This window comes from Pseudomonas sp. B21128 (assembly GCF_044218865.1).
In the GTDB taxonomy this organism is placed as follows: domain Bacteria; phylum Pseudomonadota; class Gammaproteobacteria; order Pseudomonadales; family Pseudomonadaceae; genus Aquipseudomonas; species Aquipseudomonas iridis.
The window spans coordinates 2,366,550-2,383,915 of record NZ_CP162590.1 but is presented as its reverse complement, the minus strand read 5'-3'; the positions used below and the strand labels follow the sequence as shown (position 1 = coordinate 2,383,915).

The window sequence follows — 17,366 nt, the reverse complement described above, 5'->3', positions numbered from 1 at the left end:
TCTTTTGACGTTGGAGTTTCAGAATCAACAGCAGGATCAAAAGATCGCAGCCTTCGGCAGCTCCTACACAAAGCGCTGCAAAAATGATCAGCAAAAAAAAACGCCCCGAACCAGTCGGGGCGTTTTCACGAGGATGCGGCCTCGGGTTTACAGCGGTTTAACGAACACCTTCCTGACGCAGAGCGGCCGGGGTGAAGTCGCTGGTGGTCGCGGTGAAGCCGAAGTCATACGCGCTCTTCTCTTCGTTCTTCATGCCCAGCGCCAGGTAGCGGCCGGACTGCAGGTCGTAGAGGGTTTCCAGGGCATACCACGGCACTTGTTTGTCGTAGTAGTTCTCGGCATGCGCCTCGGCCACACGCCACAGCTGACCACGACCGTCGTAATGGTCGATGACCGCTGCTTGCCAGGTGTCCTCGTCGATGTAGAAGTCACGCTTGGCGTAGATGTGGCGCTGACCTTCCTTCAGGGTCGCAACCACGTGCCAGACGCGGCGCAGCTCGTAACGCGCCAGATCCTGGTTGATGTGGCCGGCCTTGATGATGTCGGCGTATTTCAGTTTCGGATCGTCGAGCTTGTAGCTGTCGGAGGCGATGTACATCTCTTTCTTGCCTTCGAGCTTCCAGTCGTAGCGATCCGGCGCGCCGTTGAACATGTCCAGGTTGTCGGAAGTCCGCAGACCGTCTGCCGCAGTACCCGGGCCGTCATAGGACACTTGCGGTGCGCGGCGCACACGGCGCTGACCGGCGTTGTAGACCCACGCCGAACGTGGCTCTTTAACCTGGTCGAGGGTTTCGTGCACCAGCAGCACACCACCGGCCAGACGTGCCGGCGCGGTCACTTTCTGCTTGAAGTAGAACAGGATGTTGCCCGGGTTCGCCGGATCGTAGTCTTTCATCTTGTCGCGGAACACGAACTGATCCTGGAAATAAACCAGGCTGTACGAGCCGTTCGGTTGCGGCGTGGCCTGGGTCACCAGACGCGTCACGCTGCCGCCACGATAGCGGGTGATGTGGTTCCAGATGACTTCGACGCCGGTTTTCGGAATCGGGAACGGCACAGCCGTTTCGAAGTTTTCCAGACCGTTGCCGCCCGACACCAGCGTGGTGGTAGTGGCGTTTTTCTTGATGGAGGCGAACACCTCATCCGGCACGGTAGCGCCGCGATGCGATGGATAGACCGGCATCTTGAAGGTTTCCGGGTAGCGCTTGAACATCGCGTACTGGCCCGGCGCAAGTTTGTCCTTGTACTTGTCGACATCCTTGGCGGTGATGGTGAACAACGGTTGCTCACTGGCGTAAGGGTTGGACAGGAAACCACGCGCATCGACCGTACCGGCATTCTTCGGCAACGGCTTCCAGGCCGGGATCGAGCCATCGGCGTTACCCGCCATTTCTGCGCCCATCGGGGTCAGGCTCTTGCCCAGCTTGTCCGCTTCGCCAGCAGGCACTGCGGCCATGACGCCGGTCGCCAGCAGCGACAGCCCCAGAACACCGGCGTGGAACAGACTTTTTGTTATTTTCATAAATTCGTTCGTCCTGAAATGCAGTGCTTAGAAGTTCACGCCGAAGCTGAGCGCAACGAAGTCGCGGTCATCCACGGTGGTGTACTTGCCGTCGAAGAAGTTGGTGTAGGCCAGGCTCGCGGTGTAGGTGTTCTGGTACTCGGCATCGACGCCCAGACTGACCGCTTTGCGACCTTCCTCGAAGTTACCGCCAGGGCCAGGCGAGTAGCCGCTGACGTCATGGGACCAGGCTACGTTCGGCTTGAGGTTCACACCGGCGAAGACGTCGTTGTAATCCCAGATGGCCCGACCGCGGTAGCCCCACGACATCGAAGTGGTGAAGCCGTCGTTGTCGCAATTGCGGCTGCGGTTGTTCTGCGGTGAACCCGGCCCTGCGCCATTGATAGTGCTGGCGTTGAGAATGTTGGCGCAGGTATTGATACCGCCAGTGGCCGGCAACTCACCCGGACCAAAAACCGGATCCCGGCCATAACGCTTGTCGGAACGGCTTTCCAGCCCGCCGACGTAGGTCGCGCCGATTTCACCCACCAGTGTCATACGGCTGGCGCCCATGACCTGATCGAAGAAGTGCGTGAAGGTCGTCTGCAGTTGAGTGACTTCCTTGCGCTCATAGCCATGCAGGTCCTGGCCAGGAACGCCAGTGAGCAGCGAAGCGTTGGTCAGTGCGCCGCCCAGCGGGCGTACACCGGCGAAGAGGATGTCGGTGGAGTTCAGTTGCACCGGAGCATTCGGCCGGTAGCTGATTTCACCGCTCCACGCCGTACCGGTAGGCAGGGTGGTGGAGAAGCTCAGCCCGTACAGACGGATATCTTCCGGGTATTCGACGAAGTAGTTCGAGTTGCCCGCCACCAGCAACGGTGCGAGAGCAGCGAACGGCCCGGGCAGACCGGCGGCAGTGTTGTAGATCGACTGCGGTGCACCGGTAGCGCTGAAGATCGGCGCACGGCTGTGGTAGTTCATGAAGTACGCACCGAACTCGGTATCGAGCGGTTCGAACATGTATTTCAGAGACGCGCCCCACTGGCCGCTGTCGCGAGCATCACGATCCGGGCCACGACGGACCAGCACGCCTTCATTGTTGACGTCGACGCCGTTGGCAGCCAATGGCCCCAGGGCGATCGCTGGAATGGTCGAGCGCTTGTTCAACACGCGCAGGTTGTTTTCGCAACCGTCGGCGATGATGTCTGGCTGCGAGAAGAAGGTGCCGCAGTTATCGACGACGGTCTGGTCCCATTCGAGCTGGTAGAAGGCTTCGGCCGACAGGTTGTCGGTCAGGCTCTGAGACACGTAGAACATGTTGACCGGGATCAGGCCTTCCTTGATCTCGGCACCTGGGCGGCGGAATGCAGACACGTCGATCGGGTTGATCGAGTTGATACCGCCACCGATGAAGGTACTTTCACCCCAGCTCACTACCTGCTTGCCCAGACGCACCGAGCCCGGCTGATCGGCGATGGCGTAGTTGTGGTAGACGAAGGCGTCGAGGATCTGCCCGCCGGAAGACTTGGCGCCTTCCTTGCGATTGCTGTCGCTGATGTCCTTGAACTGACGGCTTTCGTCCTTGAGTTCGAAGTCGTACCAGTATTTGCCACGGACGAACACGCCGGTGTCGCCGTATTTCAATTCAAGGTCATGGATGCCCTTGAAGATCTTCGAAAAGGTTTCGCCGCTCTTGAAGTTGGCGTGGCCATCGTCAGAAGTCTGCGACAGACCGTGACCACCATTGTTGACGCCGATGAGGTTCTTGTTCGGGCTCTGGGTAGACCAACTTGCGCCGATCGACAGGGATGAATCGAACTGACCTTCGATTTCACCAACGTTGAAACTGACGCCGAATGCAGGCCCGGCGAGCGAAGAAGCAAGACTGACCGCCAGAGGCAGTTTCGCCCGGCGCCAGAACTGGTTTACTGAGGTCATCGACGCTACTCCATGTGCATTATTGTTATGGCAGTGAGTACTTTTAAAAACGTCTGGAGGACCGGATGCCAAAGGCTGTCCGACGTCACTCCAAAGATGCATCGCCCCGTCTTGTGCGTGTGCCACGTTCTTAAAAATCCTTAAGTGGACTATAGCCAGCAGGTTGTAGAGCTTGATCCCTCTAAAGTGTGATTTGCAGCTGCCGACCACTCTGGAACAGTCCTTTCGCCAGGCCAACACGTGTCGGCATGGCAAGGATGGCTGAAATTTTCGATTTCACAAGGCAAGCGCTTGCTTGGCGGGTCTGGCGCGCCGTTTTCGGCGCGCCAGCAGGCACTTAAAGGGTCGAGAGGAAGGTACTGTTATTGGCCTGCCATTCAGTGATGTCGAGACGGATGCGCTTCTTGTCGAGCTTGCCGACGCTGGTCTTGGGAATTTCCGTAACAAGCGCGATCTGACTCGGAATCGCCCACTTGCTCAGATGCCCCAACTCCACAAATGGCTTGAGGTGCTCCTTGAGCTCTCGTGCCCCGATTTCATGCCCTTCACGGATCACCAGCAGGGCAAACGGGCGCTCGCCCCACTGCGGATCGGCGATGCCCACCACTGCTACTTCGCGTACCGCGACGTGACGGCTGATCAGGTCTTCGAGGTCCAGTGAGGAAATCCATTCGCCACCGGTCTTGATCACGTCCTTGATCCGGTCACGAATGTCGATCACGCCCATGCTGTCGAGCGTCGCGACGTCGCCGGTATGCAGCCAGCCGCCGGCCCACAGTTCGGCGCCTTTTTGCGGTTCGTTGAAATACCCTTCGGTCAGCCACGGCGCACGCAGCACCAGTTCACCCTGGGTTTCGCCATCGGCCGGGAGGAAGTTGCCTTCGGCATCGACAATCGCGGCTTCCACCAGCGGGCCCGGCACACCGGCCTTGATTCGATAAGTGGTGCGTTCGTCCTCGGTGCCGGCCATCAGCTCGTCGTTGAGGTGCGCGCACGATACCAATGGTCCGGTCTCGGACATGCCATAGGCGGCGGTCAGTTGAATGCCGCGAGCCTTGGCGGTTTCGTACAAGGTACGGTTGAGTGCGCTGCCGCCAATGACGATTTTCCAGCCGCCGAAATCGGTGTTCTGCGCACCTTTGGCGTTGAGCAGCATTTGCAGAATGGTCGGCACGCAATGGGAGAACGTGACCTTCTCCTTGCGCCACAGCTCCACCAGAAACTCCGGATCGTAGCGCCCCGGATAAACCTGTTTGAGCCCGAGCATGGTCGCCACGTAGGGCAGGCCCCACGCATGGACATGGAACATCGGCGTGATTGGCATATAGACGTCGTTGGTGCCGAGCAGGCGCACGCTGTCGATGGAGCCCATGATCGTCGACACGCCCATGGTGTGCAGCACCAGTTGCCGATGGGTGAAGTACACACCTTTCGGGTTGCCGGTGGTGCCGGTTGTATAGAACGTGGTGGCGACCGAGTTTTCGTCGAAGTCCTCAAAGTCGTACTGCGGGCTGGCGGCGGCCAGCAGTTGCTCGTACTCGCCCACCAGATTCGGCAGCTCGGCGGTTTTTTCCGGCAGATCGGTCAGCAGCAGGGTGTTCTCGACCGTGGTCAGTTGCGGCGCAATCGCCTGGTACAGCGCGACGAACTCGCTGTTGACCAGCACAAAGCGGTCCTCGGCGTGGTTCATGGTGTAGAGGATCTGCTCCGGCGACAGGCGCACGTTGATGGTGTGGATCACCGCGCCGATCATCGGAACGGCAAACATGCATTCCAGGTAACGGTGACTGTCCCAGTCCATCACCGCCACGGTGTCACCGGCCTTGACGCCGGCAGCCGTCAACACGTTGGCCAGCCGCGCCACGCGTTCGATCAGGGTCGGGTAGCTGTACCGCAACTGGTCACGGTAGATGATCTCGCGGGTTTTCTCGTAACGGGCACCGGACATCAGCAGCCGCTTGATCAGTAATGGATACTGGTAGGCCCCATCGGCTGGGGGAATGACGCGAGTCTGCAACATAAGAATCCCTTTTCTGACGGCTCGGTGTTGGCGTAGAGATTTGTACTCTAAAACCCTTATACGCCAGCCAAATCAGCCAAAGGAATGATTTGCAGAGCCGTACAAATGCTAGCTTTGCGCCAGCATTTGCCGGTTTCTCATCGATCAATGCATTTCGGTGAACGCGATTTTCACACCGAGGGCGATCAGCACCGCGCCCATGGTGCGGTCGAACCAGTGGCCCATGCGGGCGAAACCGGCCCGTACGCGTTGCTGGCTGAACAACATCGCCACCAGGCAGAACCAGAAAGCGGTCGCGAAGGCGAGGTAAACGCCGTAGCCGGCCTGCATCGCCAGGGGCGTGTGCGGGTTGATCACCACGGTGAACAACGACAGGAAGAACAGTGTGGCTTTCGGATTCAGGCCGTTGGTGACGAAGCCCGAGGTGAACGCACCACGGGCGGTGCGCTCGCCCGCTTCCTTGTGCAGGTCATCACTGACGGCTTTTGCCGGTTGCGCACGCAAAGCCTTGAAGCCGATGTACAGCAAGTAAGCTGCAGCGGCCCATTTCAGCGCGTTGAACAGCACAATCGACTGCGACACGATCAAACCGATGCCCAGCAGCGAATAGCCCACATGCAGGAAAATCGCCGTGCCCACACCCAGCGCCGTCCAGGTACCGGCGCGTCTTCCATGGGTGACGCTCTCGCGCACCACCACGGCAAAGTCCGGGCCGGGGCTGGCGACGGCCAGCAGGTGGATCAGTGCAACGGTCAAGAACTCGGTCCAGTACATGGGGGCTCCTCTGGAGTTGATCAGTCAAATCGGACTCAGAGCGCGGATACTTTCCCCTGTGGGAGCGAGCTTGCTCGCGAAGGCCGTGTGTCAGACGACCACTGCTCGCCTGATACGCCCTCTTCGCGAGCAAGCTCGCTCCCACAGATTTTTCGAGTACCTCTGGCGCTGAGTAACCAATTGTTTCATCTGGTAGGCTCGGCAGATTACGCCTTCCGTTCACAGCACAAAAGGTACAGTTGATGACGAACCCGCGCCGCGCCGTATTCCTTGATCATCCTTCACTGGATCTTGGCGATCTCGACCTCAGCCCGTTGCGCGCCTGCTTCAGCGACTTGCAATTGTTCGCTCAGACCTTGCCTGAACAGGTTGCCCAACGCCTGCAAGGTGCCAGCGTGGCGATCAGCAACAAGATCCTGATCGACGCCGCCGCCATGGCCGCTAACCCTGACCTGAAACTGATCCTGATCAGCGCCACTGGCACCAACAACGTCGATCTGGTGGCCGCTCGCGCCCACGGCATTACGGTGTGCAACTGTCAGGGTTACGGCACGCCATCGGTGGCGCAACACACCATCATGCTGTTGCTCAACCTCGCCACCCGCCTGGCCGATTATCAAAAAGCCGTCGGTGAAGGGCGCTGGGAGCAGGCGAAACAGTTCTGCCTGCTCGACTACCCGATTGTCGAACTGCAAGGCAAAACCCTCGGCTTGCTCGGTCATGGCGAACTCGGCGGCGCCGTTGCGCGACTGGCCGAAGCCTTCGGCATGCGCGTATTGCTCGGGCAGATTCCAGGTCGCCCTGCCCGGGCGGATCGTTTGCCGCTGGATGAATTGCTCCCGCAGATCGACGCCCTGACGTTGCACTGCCCGCTCAACGAACACACTCGCCACTTCATCGGCGCTCGCGAACTGGCTTCGATGAAACCCCGCGCGTTCGTGGTGAACACCGCCCGCGGCGGGCTGATCGATGAACAAGCGCTGGCCGATGCCTTACGCGCCGGTCATCTGGGCGGCGCCGCCACTGACGTGCTGAGTGTCGAGCCGCCCACTCAGGGCAATCCGCTGCTGGCCGCCGACATTCCGCGTCTGATCGTCACGCCGCACAACGCCTGGGGTAGCCGTGAGGCCCGGCAGCGCATCGTCGGTCAATTGACCGAAAACGCCGAAGCGTTCTTCAGCGGTAAGGCGCTGCGGGTCGTCAGTTGATAAACTGCGGCACTTTTTTTTGAGGAGCAGATATGGATCCGCGCAGTGAAGTACTGCTTCGTCAGCCCGAGTTATTTCAGGGTTCGCTGTTGTTGGCCGGTTTGCCTGCCGACGATTTGCTCGGTCGCCTGCCCAACGCCTTTGGCTGGTGCTGGCATGCCGGTGATCAAAACGCCCTGGAGGCGCGCTTCGAAGGGCGTAGCCATTTCGGCGTGAGCATCCCCGAGCGCGAGTTCGACAGCGCCGTGGTGTTCCTGCCCAAGTCCAAGGATCTGACCGATTACATCCTTAATGCCGTGGCCGCGCGCCTGGCCGGGCGGGAAGTTTTTCTGGTCGGGGAGAAACGCAGCGGCATCGAAGGCGCTTCCAAGCAGCTCAACCCGTTCGGCAAGCCGCGCAAGCTCGACAGCGCGCGGCACTGCCAGCTCTGGCAAGTCACGGTCGCCAATGCCCCTGAAGTGAAGTCGCTGGAAAGCCTGGCACAAACCTATGAATTGCCGCTGGCCGAAGGTCCGCTGAAAGTCATCAGCCTGCCGGGCGTGTTCAGCCATGGTCGACTGGATCGCGGCAGCGCGCTGTTGCTGGAGCATCTGGACAAACTGCCGAGCGGCCACCTGCTGGATTTTGGCTGTGGCGCTGGCGTGTTGGGGGCTGCGGTAAAACGTCGCTACCCGCACAACCAGGTCACTTTGCTCGACGTCGATGCTTTTGCCGCCGCCAGCAGTCGTCTGACCCTTGCCGCCAACGGCCTCGAGGCTGAAGTACTGACCGGTGACGGTATCGATGCTGCACCGATGGGTCTGAGTGCGATTCTGAGCAATCCGCCGTTCCATGTCGGCGTCCATACCGATTATTTCGCCACCGAGAACTTGCTGCGAAAAGCGGCCAAACATCTGAAAAACGGTGGCGAACTTCGCCTGGTTGCGAATAGCTTCCTGAAGTATCAACCGCTGATTGAAGAGCACCTTGGGGTCTGTGCGATCAAGGCCGAGGGGAACGGTTTCCGGATTTACCGGGCTAAGCGCGGCTGAAAATTTGTTCTTGCTCTATCGGATTTGCGAAGGCAGAATCCGCTCCGTCCTAGGGGAGTAGTCTCCCACGAGCACCAAGCTCGTCCGGCATACGTCAACATACTTGATCCTCAGATCATGGCGTATGCGACCCAAGCGTCCGCATCAGACGGATTGCAGGGTTTGACAAGACCTATGACACGCACACCTTACCCGGGGCGGGAAGGCTGTACGTGTCATAGCCGTGTCGACCCGCCCCTTAGGAAAATCCTGATGCTGGACTCGTTACTCGTTCCCACCGCCATCGTTGCCTTGGCCGAAATCGGCGACAAGACGCAACTGCTCGCGCTGATTCTGGCCGCTCGCTTTCGCAAACCCTGGCCGATCATTGCCGGCATCGTCGCTGCGACCCTGGCCAACCACGCAGCAGCCGGTGCGGTAGGCGCCTGGTTTGGCAGCTTCTTCTCCGACTCCGTGTTGCACTGGATTCTCGCCGCAAGCTTCGCTGCCACTGCGCTGTGGACATTGGTCCCGGACAAAATGGATGACGATGAAGCCAGCACCGCGCGCAAGTTCGGGCCGTTCCTGACCACGCTTATCGCGTTCTTCCTCGCCGAGATGGGCGACAAAACCCAGGTCGCGACGGTGATGCTCGCCGCGCAATATCCGGAGTTGTGGCTGGTGATTATCGGCACCACGTTGGGCATGCTGATTGCCAACGTGCCGGTTGTACTGGCGGGTAATTTTGCCGCGGACAAACTGCCGCTGACCTTGATCCGACGCCTGGCAGCCTCGGCATTCCTGATTCTGGCGCTCGTGGCGGTGTACAAGGCGATGCAGAGCAGTGGCTGGATTTGACGGCGTAAGCCGATAGACCGAGTCATCGTTCGTCGCGAGCAAGCTCGCTCCCACAGGGGTTTGCGGCGCTCACAGATTATGTGGACACCACCCAACCTGTGGGAGCGAGCTTGCTCGCGAAGGGGCCATCAGCCTCGCGGAAAGATGATCAGGACTTCGGAGCTTTTTCGTAGAGCGGCATCACCTTCGGAATCGCCGCCTGCAACGAAGCGATCCGACTGGTCGACGCCGGGTGTGTGCTCATGAACTCTGGCGGCGAACCTTCCGACGCCTTGCTCATCTTGTTCCATAGGGTGATCGCGGCGTTCGGGTTGAAGCCGGCGCGAGCAGCCAGCTCCAGGCCGATCAGGTCGGCCTCGTTTTCGTTGGCGCGACTGTTGGGCAGCGTCATGCCGTAGTTGGCCACGGTGTCGGCCAGCGCCAGGCTGTCCTGGCCAAGACCGAGCAATGCGCCCGCGCCCTGTTTGGCCATTTCAATGCCATAGGCCTTGGACATCGCTTCACGACCATGCTCGCGCAGCGCGTGGGCAATTTCATGGCCGATGATTGCGGCGATTTCATCGTCGGTGAGTTTCAGTTTGTCGATCAGCCCGGTGTAGAAAATGATCTTGCCGCCGGGACCGCAGTTGGCGTTGAGCTCGTCGCTCTTGATCAGATTGACTTCCCACTTCCACTGCGCCGAATCAGGACGGAAATTCGGTGCCTGGGCGATCAGACGGCTGGAAATGGCCTGAACCCGCTTGGCGTCGTTGCTGGTTTTGTCCAGCACACCCTGGGTCGACGCCTCGCCCACGGTCTTCTGATAGGACTGGGCATACATCTGATCGACTTCTTGCGAGGACAGCATGCTGAACATGTATTGCTTGCGCTCCACACCCACGGCGCCGCCGCTGGTGGTGTTGACCGACTGACAACCGGCCAGCAACAGCGCTGCACTCAGCGCACTTACAACCAATGTCTTGTTCATTCAAAAGCTCCCTGAAAACCTGTCGCGTATCGTAGGTGGGTAATTGTATTGACGCCAGATACAACGGACGTGTTGCAGCGACTTTCAGACATATCCCGTCAGAGCAAAAGCCCCTCACCCTAACCCTCTCCCAGAGGGAGAGGGGACTGATTGGGGAATGCTTCAGAAATAAGATGACTTGAACGCTCTGCTTTGAATCCATAATCGCCTGGTTTTTTCAGGTCGATGTATAACGCAAAACACCTCGGTGGATCCCCTCTCCCTCCGGGAGAGGGCTAGGGTGAGGGGCTCTTGATCTACGCGGCCTAACCCGGCGTCAGACACTCCGGCCCATTGAGTTTCGGATCATTGACCATGTTCGCCAACACCCGCTCGCGCAACGCGGCCGGTTCACTGGCGAGCAAGGCTTGCAAGGCATGCAGCGGCGTCGCGGGATCAAGCCACGCCGCCTGCCCCGCTTCATCCAGAATCAACGGTCGACGCTGACTGGCCGCTGATTGCGTGATCACCGCCGTGCTCAACCACACCTGCTCCTGCACCGGGTACGCTTCCCAGATCGCCGCAAAAAACAGCGACGCCCCCTCGCCCGGCGTCAGCCAGTACGGGCGCTTGCGCTGGGTGCCGCGCCATTCATAAAAGCCGTTGGCCGGCAGCAGGCAGCGACGCAAACGCAGCGCCTCGCGAAACATCGGTTGCTCGGCCACGGTTTCGGCGCGGGCATGCGCCGGCGTGCGTGACAAGTCCGTCAGCCACGGCGGCGTCAGCCCCCAGCGGGCGCGGGCCAGCGTGCGCTCGCCGGCTTCACCGGCACGCAGCATCAACACCGAATCGTTGGGGGAAATGTTCCACTGCGCCAGTTGATCGGCAGGAAAACCTGGCAGGGCCGCGAAGTCGCGGTTCCAGCGAAACAGGGCATAACGTCCACACATGGGGCAACACGACTCAAAAAATAAAACGAACGCCAGCCTAACAGACCAGCGTACCGGGGAAGCTCTCCGGTTCGTCGCCGGGCAACGGCAGCGCGGCATTGTACGCGGTGATCAGTTCGAGGGCGTATTGGGCCTGATCGTTATCGACCGACAGCCCCAGCAACCCGAAAATCGGCAACTCGCCCGCGCCGCCGAGCAAATCCCGGCCCACCAGATGCGCCTCGATTCCTTCGCTGGCGAGCATGCCCTTGAGCATTTCGCCTTCCAACAGGTTTTCCGGCTCGTAGATTCGCTGCATGGGCGCCCCTCACTCGTTTTCGCTGAACACTTCCAGATGCCATTCCTCACCGTGAACCTGCAATACAAACGTGATCGGGCGACAACACACCTGGCAGTCCTCGATATAAGTCTGATCGCCGCCGGACAAGTCCACCGACGTCTCGACCTGCTCCCCACAATAAGGACATTCATACAGTGCGGCTTCCAGCATCGCGGTCTCCCAAGTGACTTGTGCGTATAATCGCCGGTCTATTTGCAGGGCTATTTTTGTCTGGCTATTTTTTCAGACCGTGCCCCGTTGGTTTTCGATCAAAACCTTTACTTACCCTAGCCGTTTCCAACAAGAGAGCATGATGGGCGAATTCGATGCCATCCGACCTTACGACGACAGCGAAGTACCCGTGGTACTGGCAAGACTGCTCGGCGACAAGGCGTTTCTAGATATCCTCACCCACTTCCGCTTCCCGCGTTTTGCCGGTCCATTCGGCTGGATGCTCAAACCCCTTATAGCCCATCGGCTGCGTCGTGAGTTCGCCGACGTGACATCGGTGGCAACTTTGCAGGACAAAATCGAAGCGTACGTCGACCACACCATCGAGCGCGCCACCGACGGCGTGACCTACACCGGGGTCGAACAATTCAAGTCCGGCAGCGCGTATCTGTTCATCGCCAACCACCGCGACATCGTTATGGACCCGGCGTTCGTCAACTACGCGGTGTACCACGCCGGCCTGCCGACGCCGCGTATCGCGATTGGTGACAACCTGTTGCAGAAGCCGTTTGTCAGCGACCTGATGCGTCTGAACAAGAGTTTCATCGTGCATCGTTCGATCACCGGTCGTCGCGAGAAAATGGCCGCGTATCAGTTGCTGTCGGCGTACATCAACCATTCGATCCGCAATGACTGCGCCTCGATCTGGATTGCCCAGGCCGAAGGGCGGGCGAAGGATGGCGACGACCGCACCGAGTCGGCGATTCTCAAGATGTTCCACATGAGCCGCAAGGACGAGCCGTTCGGCGAAGTGATTCAGTCGCTGAATGTCACCCCGGTGTCGATCAGTTACGAATACGATCCGTGCGACCAGGCCAAGGCCCGCGAGCTGTACATCCGCGCCACCACCGGCACCTACAGCAAAGTGTCGGGCGAAGATGACGTGAGCATTGCCAAGGGCATCACCGGCTATAAGGGCCGGGTGCACGTGAACTTTGCCGCGCCCATTACCGAGCTGTTTGAAGACACCAAGCAATTGGCTGTCGAAATGGACAAGCAGATTCTCGGCGGCTACCGGTTGTTCCCGGTGCATTACCTGGCGTATGCGCAGTGGGCCGACGCTGACCCGCAACTGAATGTGCCGAAAGCTGCCGAGGTGTTCCCGGCGGATGAGCTGGCCAAGGCGCAGGAAGAGTGGCAGTCACGGCTGGACGCTTGCCCTGAAGCGCATCGTCCGTATCTGGTGCTGCAATATGCAACGCCGGTGCGTAACCAGTATCGGGTCAAGGCTGGGTTGCCGTTGTAAGCGGCTTCGATCCGACGCAAAAACGGCGCCCTCGGGCGCCGTTTTTTTGCCTGACACCACATGACGGTGGCGAGGGGTTTTGCATTCAATTCAGAATTGGGTGCTGATCCAGGAAATGACCAGCGCCAAGCCCAGGCAGGCAAAACCGAAGCGATAGAAGAAGCGGTTCATGCGCAACGTCGACCAATCGAGAATCGGTTCGGCGTTCGGCTGAGCCTGGCGCTGTGCGGCGAGGCTGGCCGATGCGCGTTGTTCGCGGCGGCGGGTCGCGTGCAGCAGCCAACTGCCGGGGAACGCCAACAACAGCGCCAGCAGATTGATCAATTTGGCGGGATGGTTGGTAAACAGCGTCATCAAATGCAGCGACATCACAGACCTCAAACTTAATCAGTGTGGCAGACGCCAGACAGACGACCGCGCCAGGATTCTACCGAAACCTGTCCCCGACGCCTCTTCTTTACGACAAATAACCCGGCAATCGACCGATGGCTGTCCTGTGTCACGGCTTCGTCATGTGGATGCACCACCATGCGCGCCTCGAAACACACATGGAACGCGTCATGCTTCACGCTGAAAACCAGGATCGTCTGTACCTCATCACCCCCTACGACGAGCAGCAAAGTCTCGTTGGCGGCCTCGCCTTCAATGTTCAGGACCGTCATTGGCTGGTGTATTGCGCGCTGGGCGGGCATCAGCATGCGGATTTGCCCGAGACGGATTTGCTGACGGGGGTCAGCGTTCTCGATTTTTATTCGCAGGCTGCGTGAGTCAAGGGCCCTCACCCTAGCCCTCTCCCAGAGGGAGAGGGGACCGACTGAGGTGAATATTCGAGTGACCCCGACCTGAAAGTTCGACGGTGAATGCAGCTCCCGCAATCGACCCAAATCGGCCCCCTCTTCCCCTGGCCCCCTTGGGGGCGGTCCGACGTTTCGGGAGGGCTGGGGTGAGGAGGATGGATCTTCCCGACAACCCGAATTCAAAACCTGCACACATGAAAAAGCCCGGAACCATCACTGGTCCCGGGCTTTTTCACATCAGGCGATCCGCTTATTCAGCGAGAACCTGACCCACGGTCGGATCCTTGAACAAACGCGTCAGCGCATCGCTCAACACATCACTGACCAGTTTGGTATTGGTTTCCTGGTTCGGCGCCATGCCGAAGCGCTGGTCCAGCGAAGCGCCGTAACGGCCGCTGTAGCGACGGTTGGCGTTCTGCACGTCAGAGCGGAAGGTTGCGCCGATGGTCGCCTCAGTCACGTACATGCCTTCTTTGGGCGACTGATATTTCAGCTCGGCCAGGGTCACAGTCAGTTGCGGAGCGTTGGGCGCGTTGTTGGTCGGGGTGAACCCGAGCAAACGCACGGCGGCTTCAGCCTGAGCCTGCAACTTCGGCAGGATCTGCTCGCGCTGCACGGTAATGGCACTGGTCTCAGGGTAAAGACCGCCACGGGTGCCCAGCGTTGGCGACGGACGACCATCAACCACACGTACGACGACTGGCTGGCCACGGCCGACCGCAGGCAATTGCGTGGTCAGCTTCGGTTCCGGACTCAGTTGTTGCGGGCTGTGGGCGCAGCCGGCCAGAGTCAAACCGGCCACAGTGATCAAACCGAACAACAGGCGTTGCAACATGCTCTTCTCTCCAGAATCAGGCACTAACAGGCCGGCAGTATAGCGGTGGGCCACTGCGGGTAACCAGCGCCGCACAGTGAATACTGAAATGTCTGACAAACCCTGTCGAAAGCGGTTCCTGTCACAGATTCTTCACCCGCCATACATGTGCACGTCACGGCTCGCCGACATCCTTCAAATCAGTCCTCCAACAAGGTACTCGGCCATGCGTTATCTGATCTCGTTATTCGCGCCACGCCCGCTGCATCGCAGCTTTGCTTTGCTCGACCGCAACGGTCACTGCCAGGCCTTCAAGCAGTGCAGCCTGCAACCGATGGGCGATGGCTGGGTGGAAATAGAAGAAATCCGCCTTACCTGGTTGAACCAGCCGCTGCCCGCCAGCGCCCGGGTGGTACCGCGTCAAATGCGCGCACGGGCGCAGGTGCAGTTGAGCATCTGACCGGATGCCTAATAAAAGTCATTAAACTCGACCAACTCCGCGCATTTCTTCGATACAATCTCCCCCCGATTATAAGGACGTCTCCTGATCGGGCCCCGCAACACCGTCAATGCGCTTGCATTGGCATCCAAAATCGCCCACAGAGAGTCGCCCACACAGATCGAGTGAAGTTGGCGAGCTTGCCTGTTCTTCCGGCAAAACCCCCGCTTTTCGCGAATCTGCAGAGCTGTCATGACGCTCGGCCACCGCGTTGTTTTGCCTTTGCGGGCAGGGTGCCAGGCTTGGACAGCCCTTTTTTGAGGTTCACGTCTTCAAAAGAGCGTGAAAAAAACGGGTTTTCACAACTTCACAAGAGTGTGGCGAGCAAATGAATAGTTTTGCGTCTGAACATGCACCATTAGCGTCTGAAACAGCCCAACGACACAGGACCGGGTATACCTCGAATACCGGAGCCTGAAGCCTGTCCGCTACGGATTTGGTTGCACAAAAACGGATGTCTCGACCATAAGTCGAATTGCCAGCCGGGCGCTGAAATGAGTTCATGGAGCTCTGGAAGCCACGCCGCACGCATCCGTCAAAGTTGCGAAAAATTGCGAAGATTCGGACATGGCGAACCTGACCACGGATAACCGGGACACAACTGACCTGTCCCTGAATGCCTGGCAGCCATGCCGACAATTTGGTGCTGCAGATTTTGGAGACGCGTTAAATGGCGCATAACGAAGCAGTCGACGTAGTACTGGTTGGGGCCGGCATCATGAGTGCCACCCTTGCAGTGCTGCTCAAAGAGCTCGATCCGGCGATCAAACTGGAAGTTGTCGAGCTGATGGACTCCGGTGCTGCGGAGAGTTCCAACCCGTGGAACAACGCCGGTACCGGCCACGCGGGCCTGTGCGAGCTGAATTACACGCCGCAAGCGGCCGACGGCAGCGTCGATATCAAGAAAGCCGTGCACATCAATACCCAGTTCGAAGTGTCCAAGCAGTTCTGGTCGTACCTGACCAAAAAAGGCACCTTCGGCTCGTGCAAATCCTTCATCAGCCCGGTGCCGCACCTGAGTTTCGTGCAGGGCGACAGTGGCGTGTCCTTCCTCAAGTCACGCTTCGATGTGCTGAGCAAGCACCACGCCTTCGCCGACATGGAGTACACCGAAGACAAGGCCAAAATGGCCGAGTGGATGCCACTGATGATGCCGGGGCGTTCGCCGGACGAAGTGCTCGCCGCGACCCGCGTGATGAACGGCACCGACGTCAACTTCGGCGCCCTGACCAATCAGTTGCTCAAACACCTGACCAGCGCGCCCGACGCCCAGGTCAAGTACTGCAAGCGCGTCACCGGCCTCAAACGTAACGGCAGCGGCTGGACCGTCAGTATCAAGGACGTCAACAGCGGCAGCAGCCGTGAAGTCGATGCCAAGTTCGTCTTCCTCGGCGCCGGTGGCGCAGCCCTGCCATTGCTGCAGGCTTCGGGCATTGAAGAAAGCAAAGGTTTCGGCGGCTTCCCGATCAGCGGCCAGTGGCTGCGTTGCGACAACCCGCAAGTGGTCAAACAGCACCAGGCCAAGGTTTACAGCCAGGCTGCCGTAGGTTCGCCACCGATGTCGGTGCCGCACCTGGACACCCGCGTGGTCGATGGCAAGAAATCCCTGCTGTTCGGGCCATACGCCGGTTTCACCACCAAGTTCCTCAAGCACGGTTCCTTCATGGACCTGCCGCTGTCGGTTCGCGCCGGCAACATCGGGCCGATGCTGGCGGTGGCAAAAAACAACATGGACCTGACCAAGTACCTGGTCAGCGAAGTGATGCAGTCGATGGAACAGCGTCTGGATTCCCTGCGCCGTTTCTACCCGGAGGCGAAAGCCGAAGACTGGCGCCTGGAAGTGGCCGGCCAACGGGTACAGATCATCAAGAAAGACCCGAAAAAGGGCGGCATCCTGCAATTTGGTACCGAACTGGTTGCGGCCAAGGATGGTTCCCTGGCGGCCCTGCTCGGCGCATCGCCCGGTGCGTCGGTGACCGTTTCGATCATGCTGGAACTGATCGAGAAGTGCTTCCCGGGCAAAGCGTCCGGCGAGTGGGCTGGCAAACTGGCGGAAATCTTCCCGGCCCGTGAAAAGGTTCTGGAAACCGATGCTGCGCTGTATCGCAAGATCAACACGCAGAACAACATCGCGTTGGAACTGGTTGAAGAAAGCAGCGAGACGCCAAGCTACGCTTGATCGTGCCGCATAAAAAACGCCCCGCAGCTCAGTGAGTGCGGGGCGTTTTTTTATGCCTGATTGAAAAGTCTTTTGA

The 17,366-nt window shown here is 59.3% G+C and carries 17 protein-coding genes and 1 riboswitch; of the genes, 7 read left to right on the top strand and 10 right to left on the bottom strand.

The genetic code is table 11. The features are described from left to right. Positions 1 to 157: 157 nt before the first annotated feature. The 4 genes from AB4P91_RS10660 to AB4P91_RS10645 all read right to left on the bottom strand — a co-directional run bounded on the left by AB4P91_RS10660 (position 158) and on the right by AB4P91_RS10645 (position 6,233). Positions 158 to 1,522, bottom strand: coding sequence for a DUF1329 domain-containing protein (locus AB4P91_RS10660; RefSeq protein ID WP_150595802.1), 1,365 nt, complete (start codon positions 1,520 to 1,522; stop codon positions 158 to 160). A 27-nt stretch (positions 1,523 to 1,549) separates the two neighbouring features. Continuing rightward, positions 1,550 to 3,439, bottom strand: a complete 1,890-nt coding sequence (locus tag AB4P91_RS10655; RefSeq protein WP_150592650.1) for a DUF1302 domain-containing protein — start codon at positions 3,437 to 3,439, stop codon at positions 1,550 to 1,552. 337 nt (positions 3,440 to 3,776) lie between these two features. Further along, complete coding sequence (locus AB4P91_RS10650; protein WP_395604758.1) at positions 3,777 to 5,459, bottom strand: fatty acid--CoA ligase; 1,683 nt, start codon at positions 5,457 to 5,459, stop codon at positions 3,777 to 3,779. Positions 5,460 to 5,603: 144 nt separating this feature from the next. Next, positions 5,604 to 6,233, bottom strand: coding sequence for a LysE family translocator (locus AB4P91_RS10645; protein WP_150592648.1), 630 nt, complete (start codon positions 6,231 to 6,233; stop codon positions 5,604 to 5,606). Between the two features lie 242 nt (positions 6,234 to 6,475). On the opposite strand from AB4P91_RS10645, the gene AB4P91_RS10640 reads away from it, so the two are divergent. The 3 genes from AB4P91_RS10640 to AB4P91_RS10630 all read left to right on the top strand — a co-directional run bounded on the left by AB4P91_RS10640 (position 6,476) and on the right by AB4P91_RS10630 (position 9,309). Further along, positions 6,476 to 7,441: a 2-hydroxyacid dehydrogenase gene (locus AB4P91_RS10640; RefSeq protein WP_395604757.1), complete on the top strand. Its 966-nt coding sequence runs from the start codon at positions 6,476 to 6,478 to the stop codon at positions 7,439 to 7,441. A gap of 32 nt (positions 7,442 to 7,473) precedes the next feature. Beyond that, a complete protein-coding gene (locus AB4P91_RS10635) occupies positions 7,474 to 8,472 on the top strand; it encodes a class I SAM-dependent methyltransferase (RefSeq protein ID WP_150592646.1) in 999 nt (332 codons plus the stop codon). Positions 8,473 to 8,512: 40 nt separating this feature from the next. Further along, positions 8,513 to 8,635: riboswitch (yybP-ykoY riboswitch) on the top strand. Between the two features lie 89 nt (positions 8,636 to 8,724). Further along, on the top strand, positions 8,725 to 9,309 hold the full coding sequence (locus tag AB4P91_RS10630) for a TMEM165/GDT1 family protein (RefSeq protein ID WP_115148164.1): 585 nt from the start codon (positions 8,725 to 8,727) through the stop codon (positions 9,307 to 9,309). Positions 9,310 to 9,457: 148 nt separating this feature from the next. Here AB4P91_RS10630 and AB4P91_RS10625 read toward each other — a convergent pair whose 3' ends face one another. The 4 genes from AB4P91_RS10625 to AB4P91_RS10610 form a co-directional block, all read right to left on the bottom strand. Beyond that, a complete protein-coding gene (locus AB4P91_RS10625) occupies positions 9,458 to 10,276 on the bottom strand; it encodes a M48 family metallopeptidase (protein ID WP_150592645.1) in 819 nt (272 codons plus the stop codon). A 305-nt stretch (positions 10,277 to 10,581) separates the two neighbouring features. Continuing rightward, entirely contained in the window at positions 10,582 to 11,205 is a 624-nt protein-coding gene (locus tag AB4P91_RS10620) for an SOS response-associated peptidase (RefSeq protein WP_150595805.1), read from the bottom strand. 37 nt (positions 11,206 to 11,242) lie between these two features. Further along, positions 11,243 to 11,503, bottom strand: coding sequence for a putative signal transducing protein (locus AB4P91_RS10615; RefSeq protein WP_047303124.1), 261 nt, complete (start codon positions 11,501 to 11,503; stop codon positions 11,243 to 11,245). Between the two features lie 9 nt (positions 11,504 to 11,512). Beyond that, positions 11,513 to 11,695, bottom strand: coding sequence for a CPXCG motif-containing cysteine-rich protein (locus tag AB4P91_RS10610; RefSeq protein WP_042561023.1), 183 nt, complete (start codon positions 11,693 to 11,695; stop codon positions 11,513 to 11,515). A 142-nt stretch (positions 11,696 to 11,837) separates the two neighbouring features. Here AB4P91_RS10610 and AB4P91_RS10605 point away from each other — a divergent pair, with 142 nt between their 5' ends. Beyond that, on the top strand, positions 11,838 to 13,001 hold the full coding sequence (locus AB4P91_RS10605) for a 1-acyl-sn-glycerol-3-phosphate acyltransferase (protein ID WP_191623996.1): 1,164 nt from the start codon (positions 11,838 to 11,840) through the stop codon (positions 12,999 to 13,001). 90 nt (positions 13,002 to 13,091) lie between these two features. Here AB4P91_RS10605 and AB4P91_RS10600 read toward each other — a convergent pair whose 3' ends face one another. Beyond that, positions 13,092 to 13,370: a hypothetical protein gene (locus AB4P91_RS10600; protein ID WP_150592642.1), complete on the bottom strand. Its 279-nt coding sequence runs from the start codon at positions 13,368 to 13,370 to the stop codon at positions 13,092 to 13,094. 191 nt (positions 13,371 to 13,561) lie between these two features. Here AB4P91_RS10600 and AB4P91_RS10595 point away from each other — a divergent pair, with 191 nt between their 5' ends. After that, the gene (locus tag AB4P91_RS10595) at positions 13,562 to 13,768 is read left to right on the top strand and encodes a hypothetical protein (RefSeq protein ID WP_150687033.1); all 207 of its coding nucleotides are present in this window, start codon (positions 13,562 to 13,564) and stop codon (positions 13,766 to 13,768) included. A gap of 280 nt (positions 13,769 to 14,048) precedes the next feature. Here the strand turns inward: AB4P91_RS10595 and AB4P91_RS10590 are convergent, their stop codons facing one another. Further along, positions 14,049 to 14,633, bottom strand: a complete 585-nt coding sequence (locus AB4P91_RS10590) for a YajG family lipoprotein (RefSeq protein ID WP_007912832.1) — start codon at positions 14,631 to 14,633, stop codon at positions 14,049 to 14,051. A gap of 205 nt (positions 14,634 to 14,838) precedes the next feature. Here AB4P91_RS10590 and AB4P91_RS10585 point away from each other — a divergent pair, with 205 nt between their 5' ends. Both AB4P91_RS10585 and mqo read left to right on the top strand, forming a co-directional pair. Further along, a complete protein-coding gene (locus AB4P91_RS10585; RefSeq protein ID WP_042561026.1) occupies positions 14,839 to 15,072 on the top strand; it encodes a hypothetical protein in 234 nt (77 codons plus the stop codon). A gap of 709 nt (positions 15,073 to 15,781) precedes the next feature. Continuing rightward, the gene (mqo, locus tag AB4P91_RS10580; protein WP_042561027.1) at positions 15,782 to 17,290 is read left to right on the top strand and encodes a malate dehydrogenase (quinone); all 1,509 of its coding nucleotides are present in this window, start codon (positions 15,782 to 15,784) and stop codon (positions 17,288 to 17,290) included. Positions 17,291 to 17,366 lie beyond the last annotated feature (76 nt).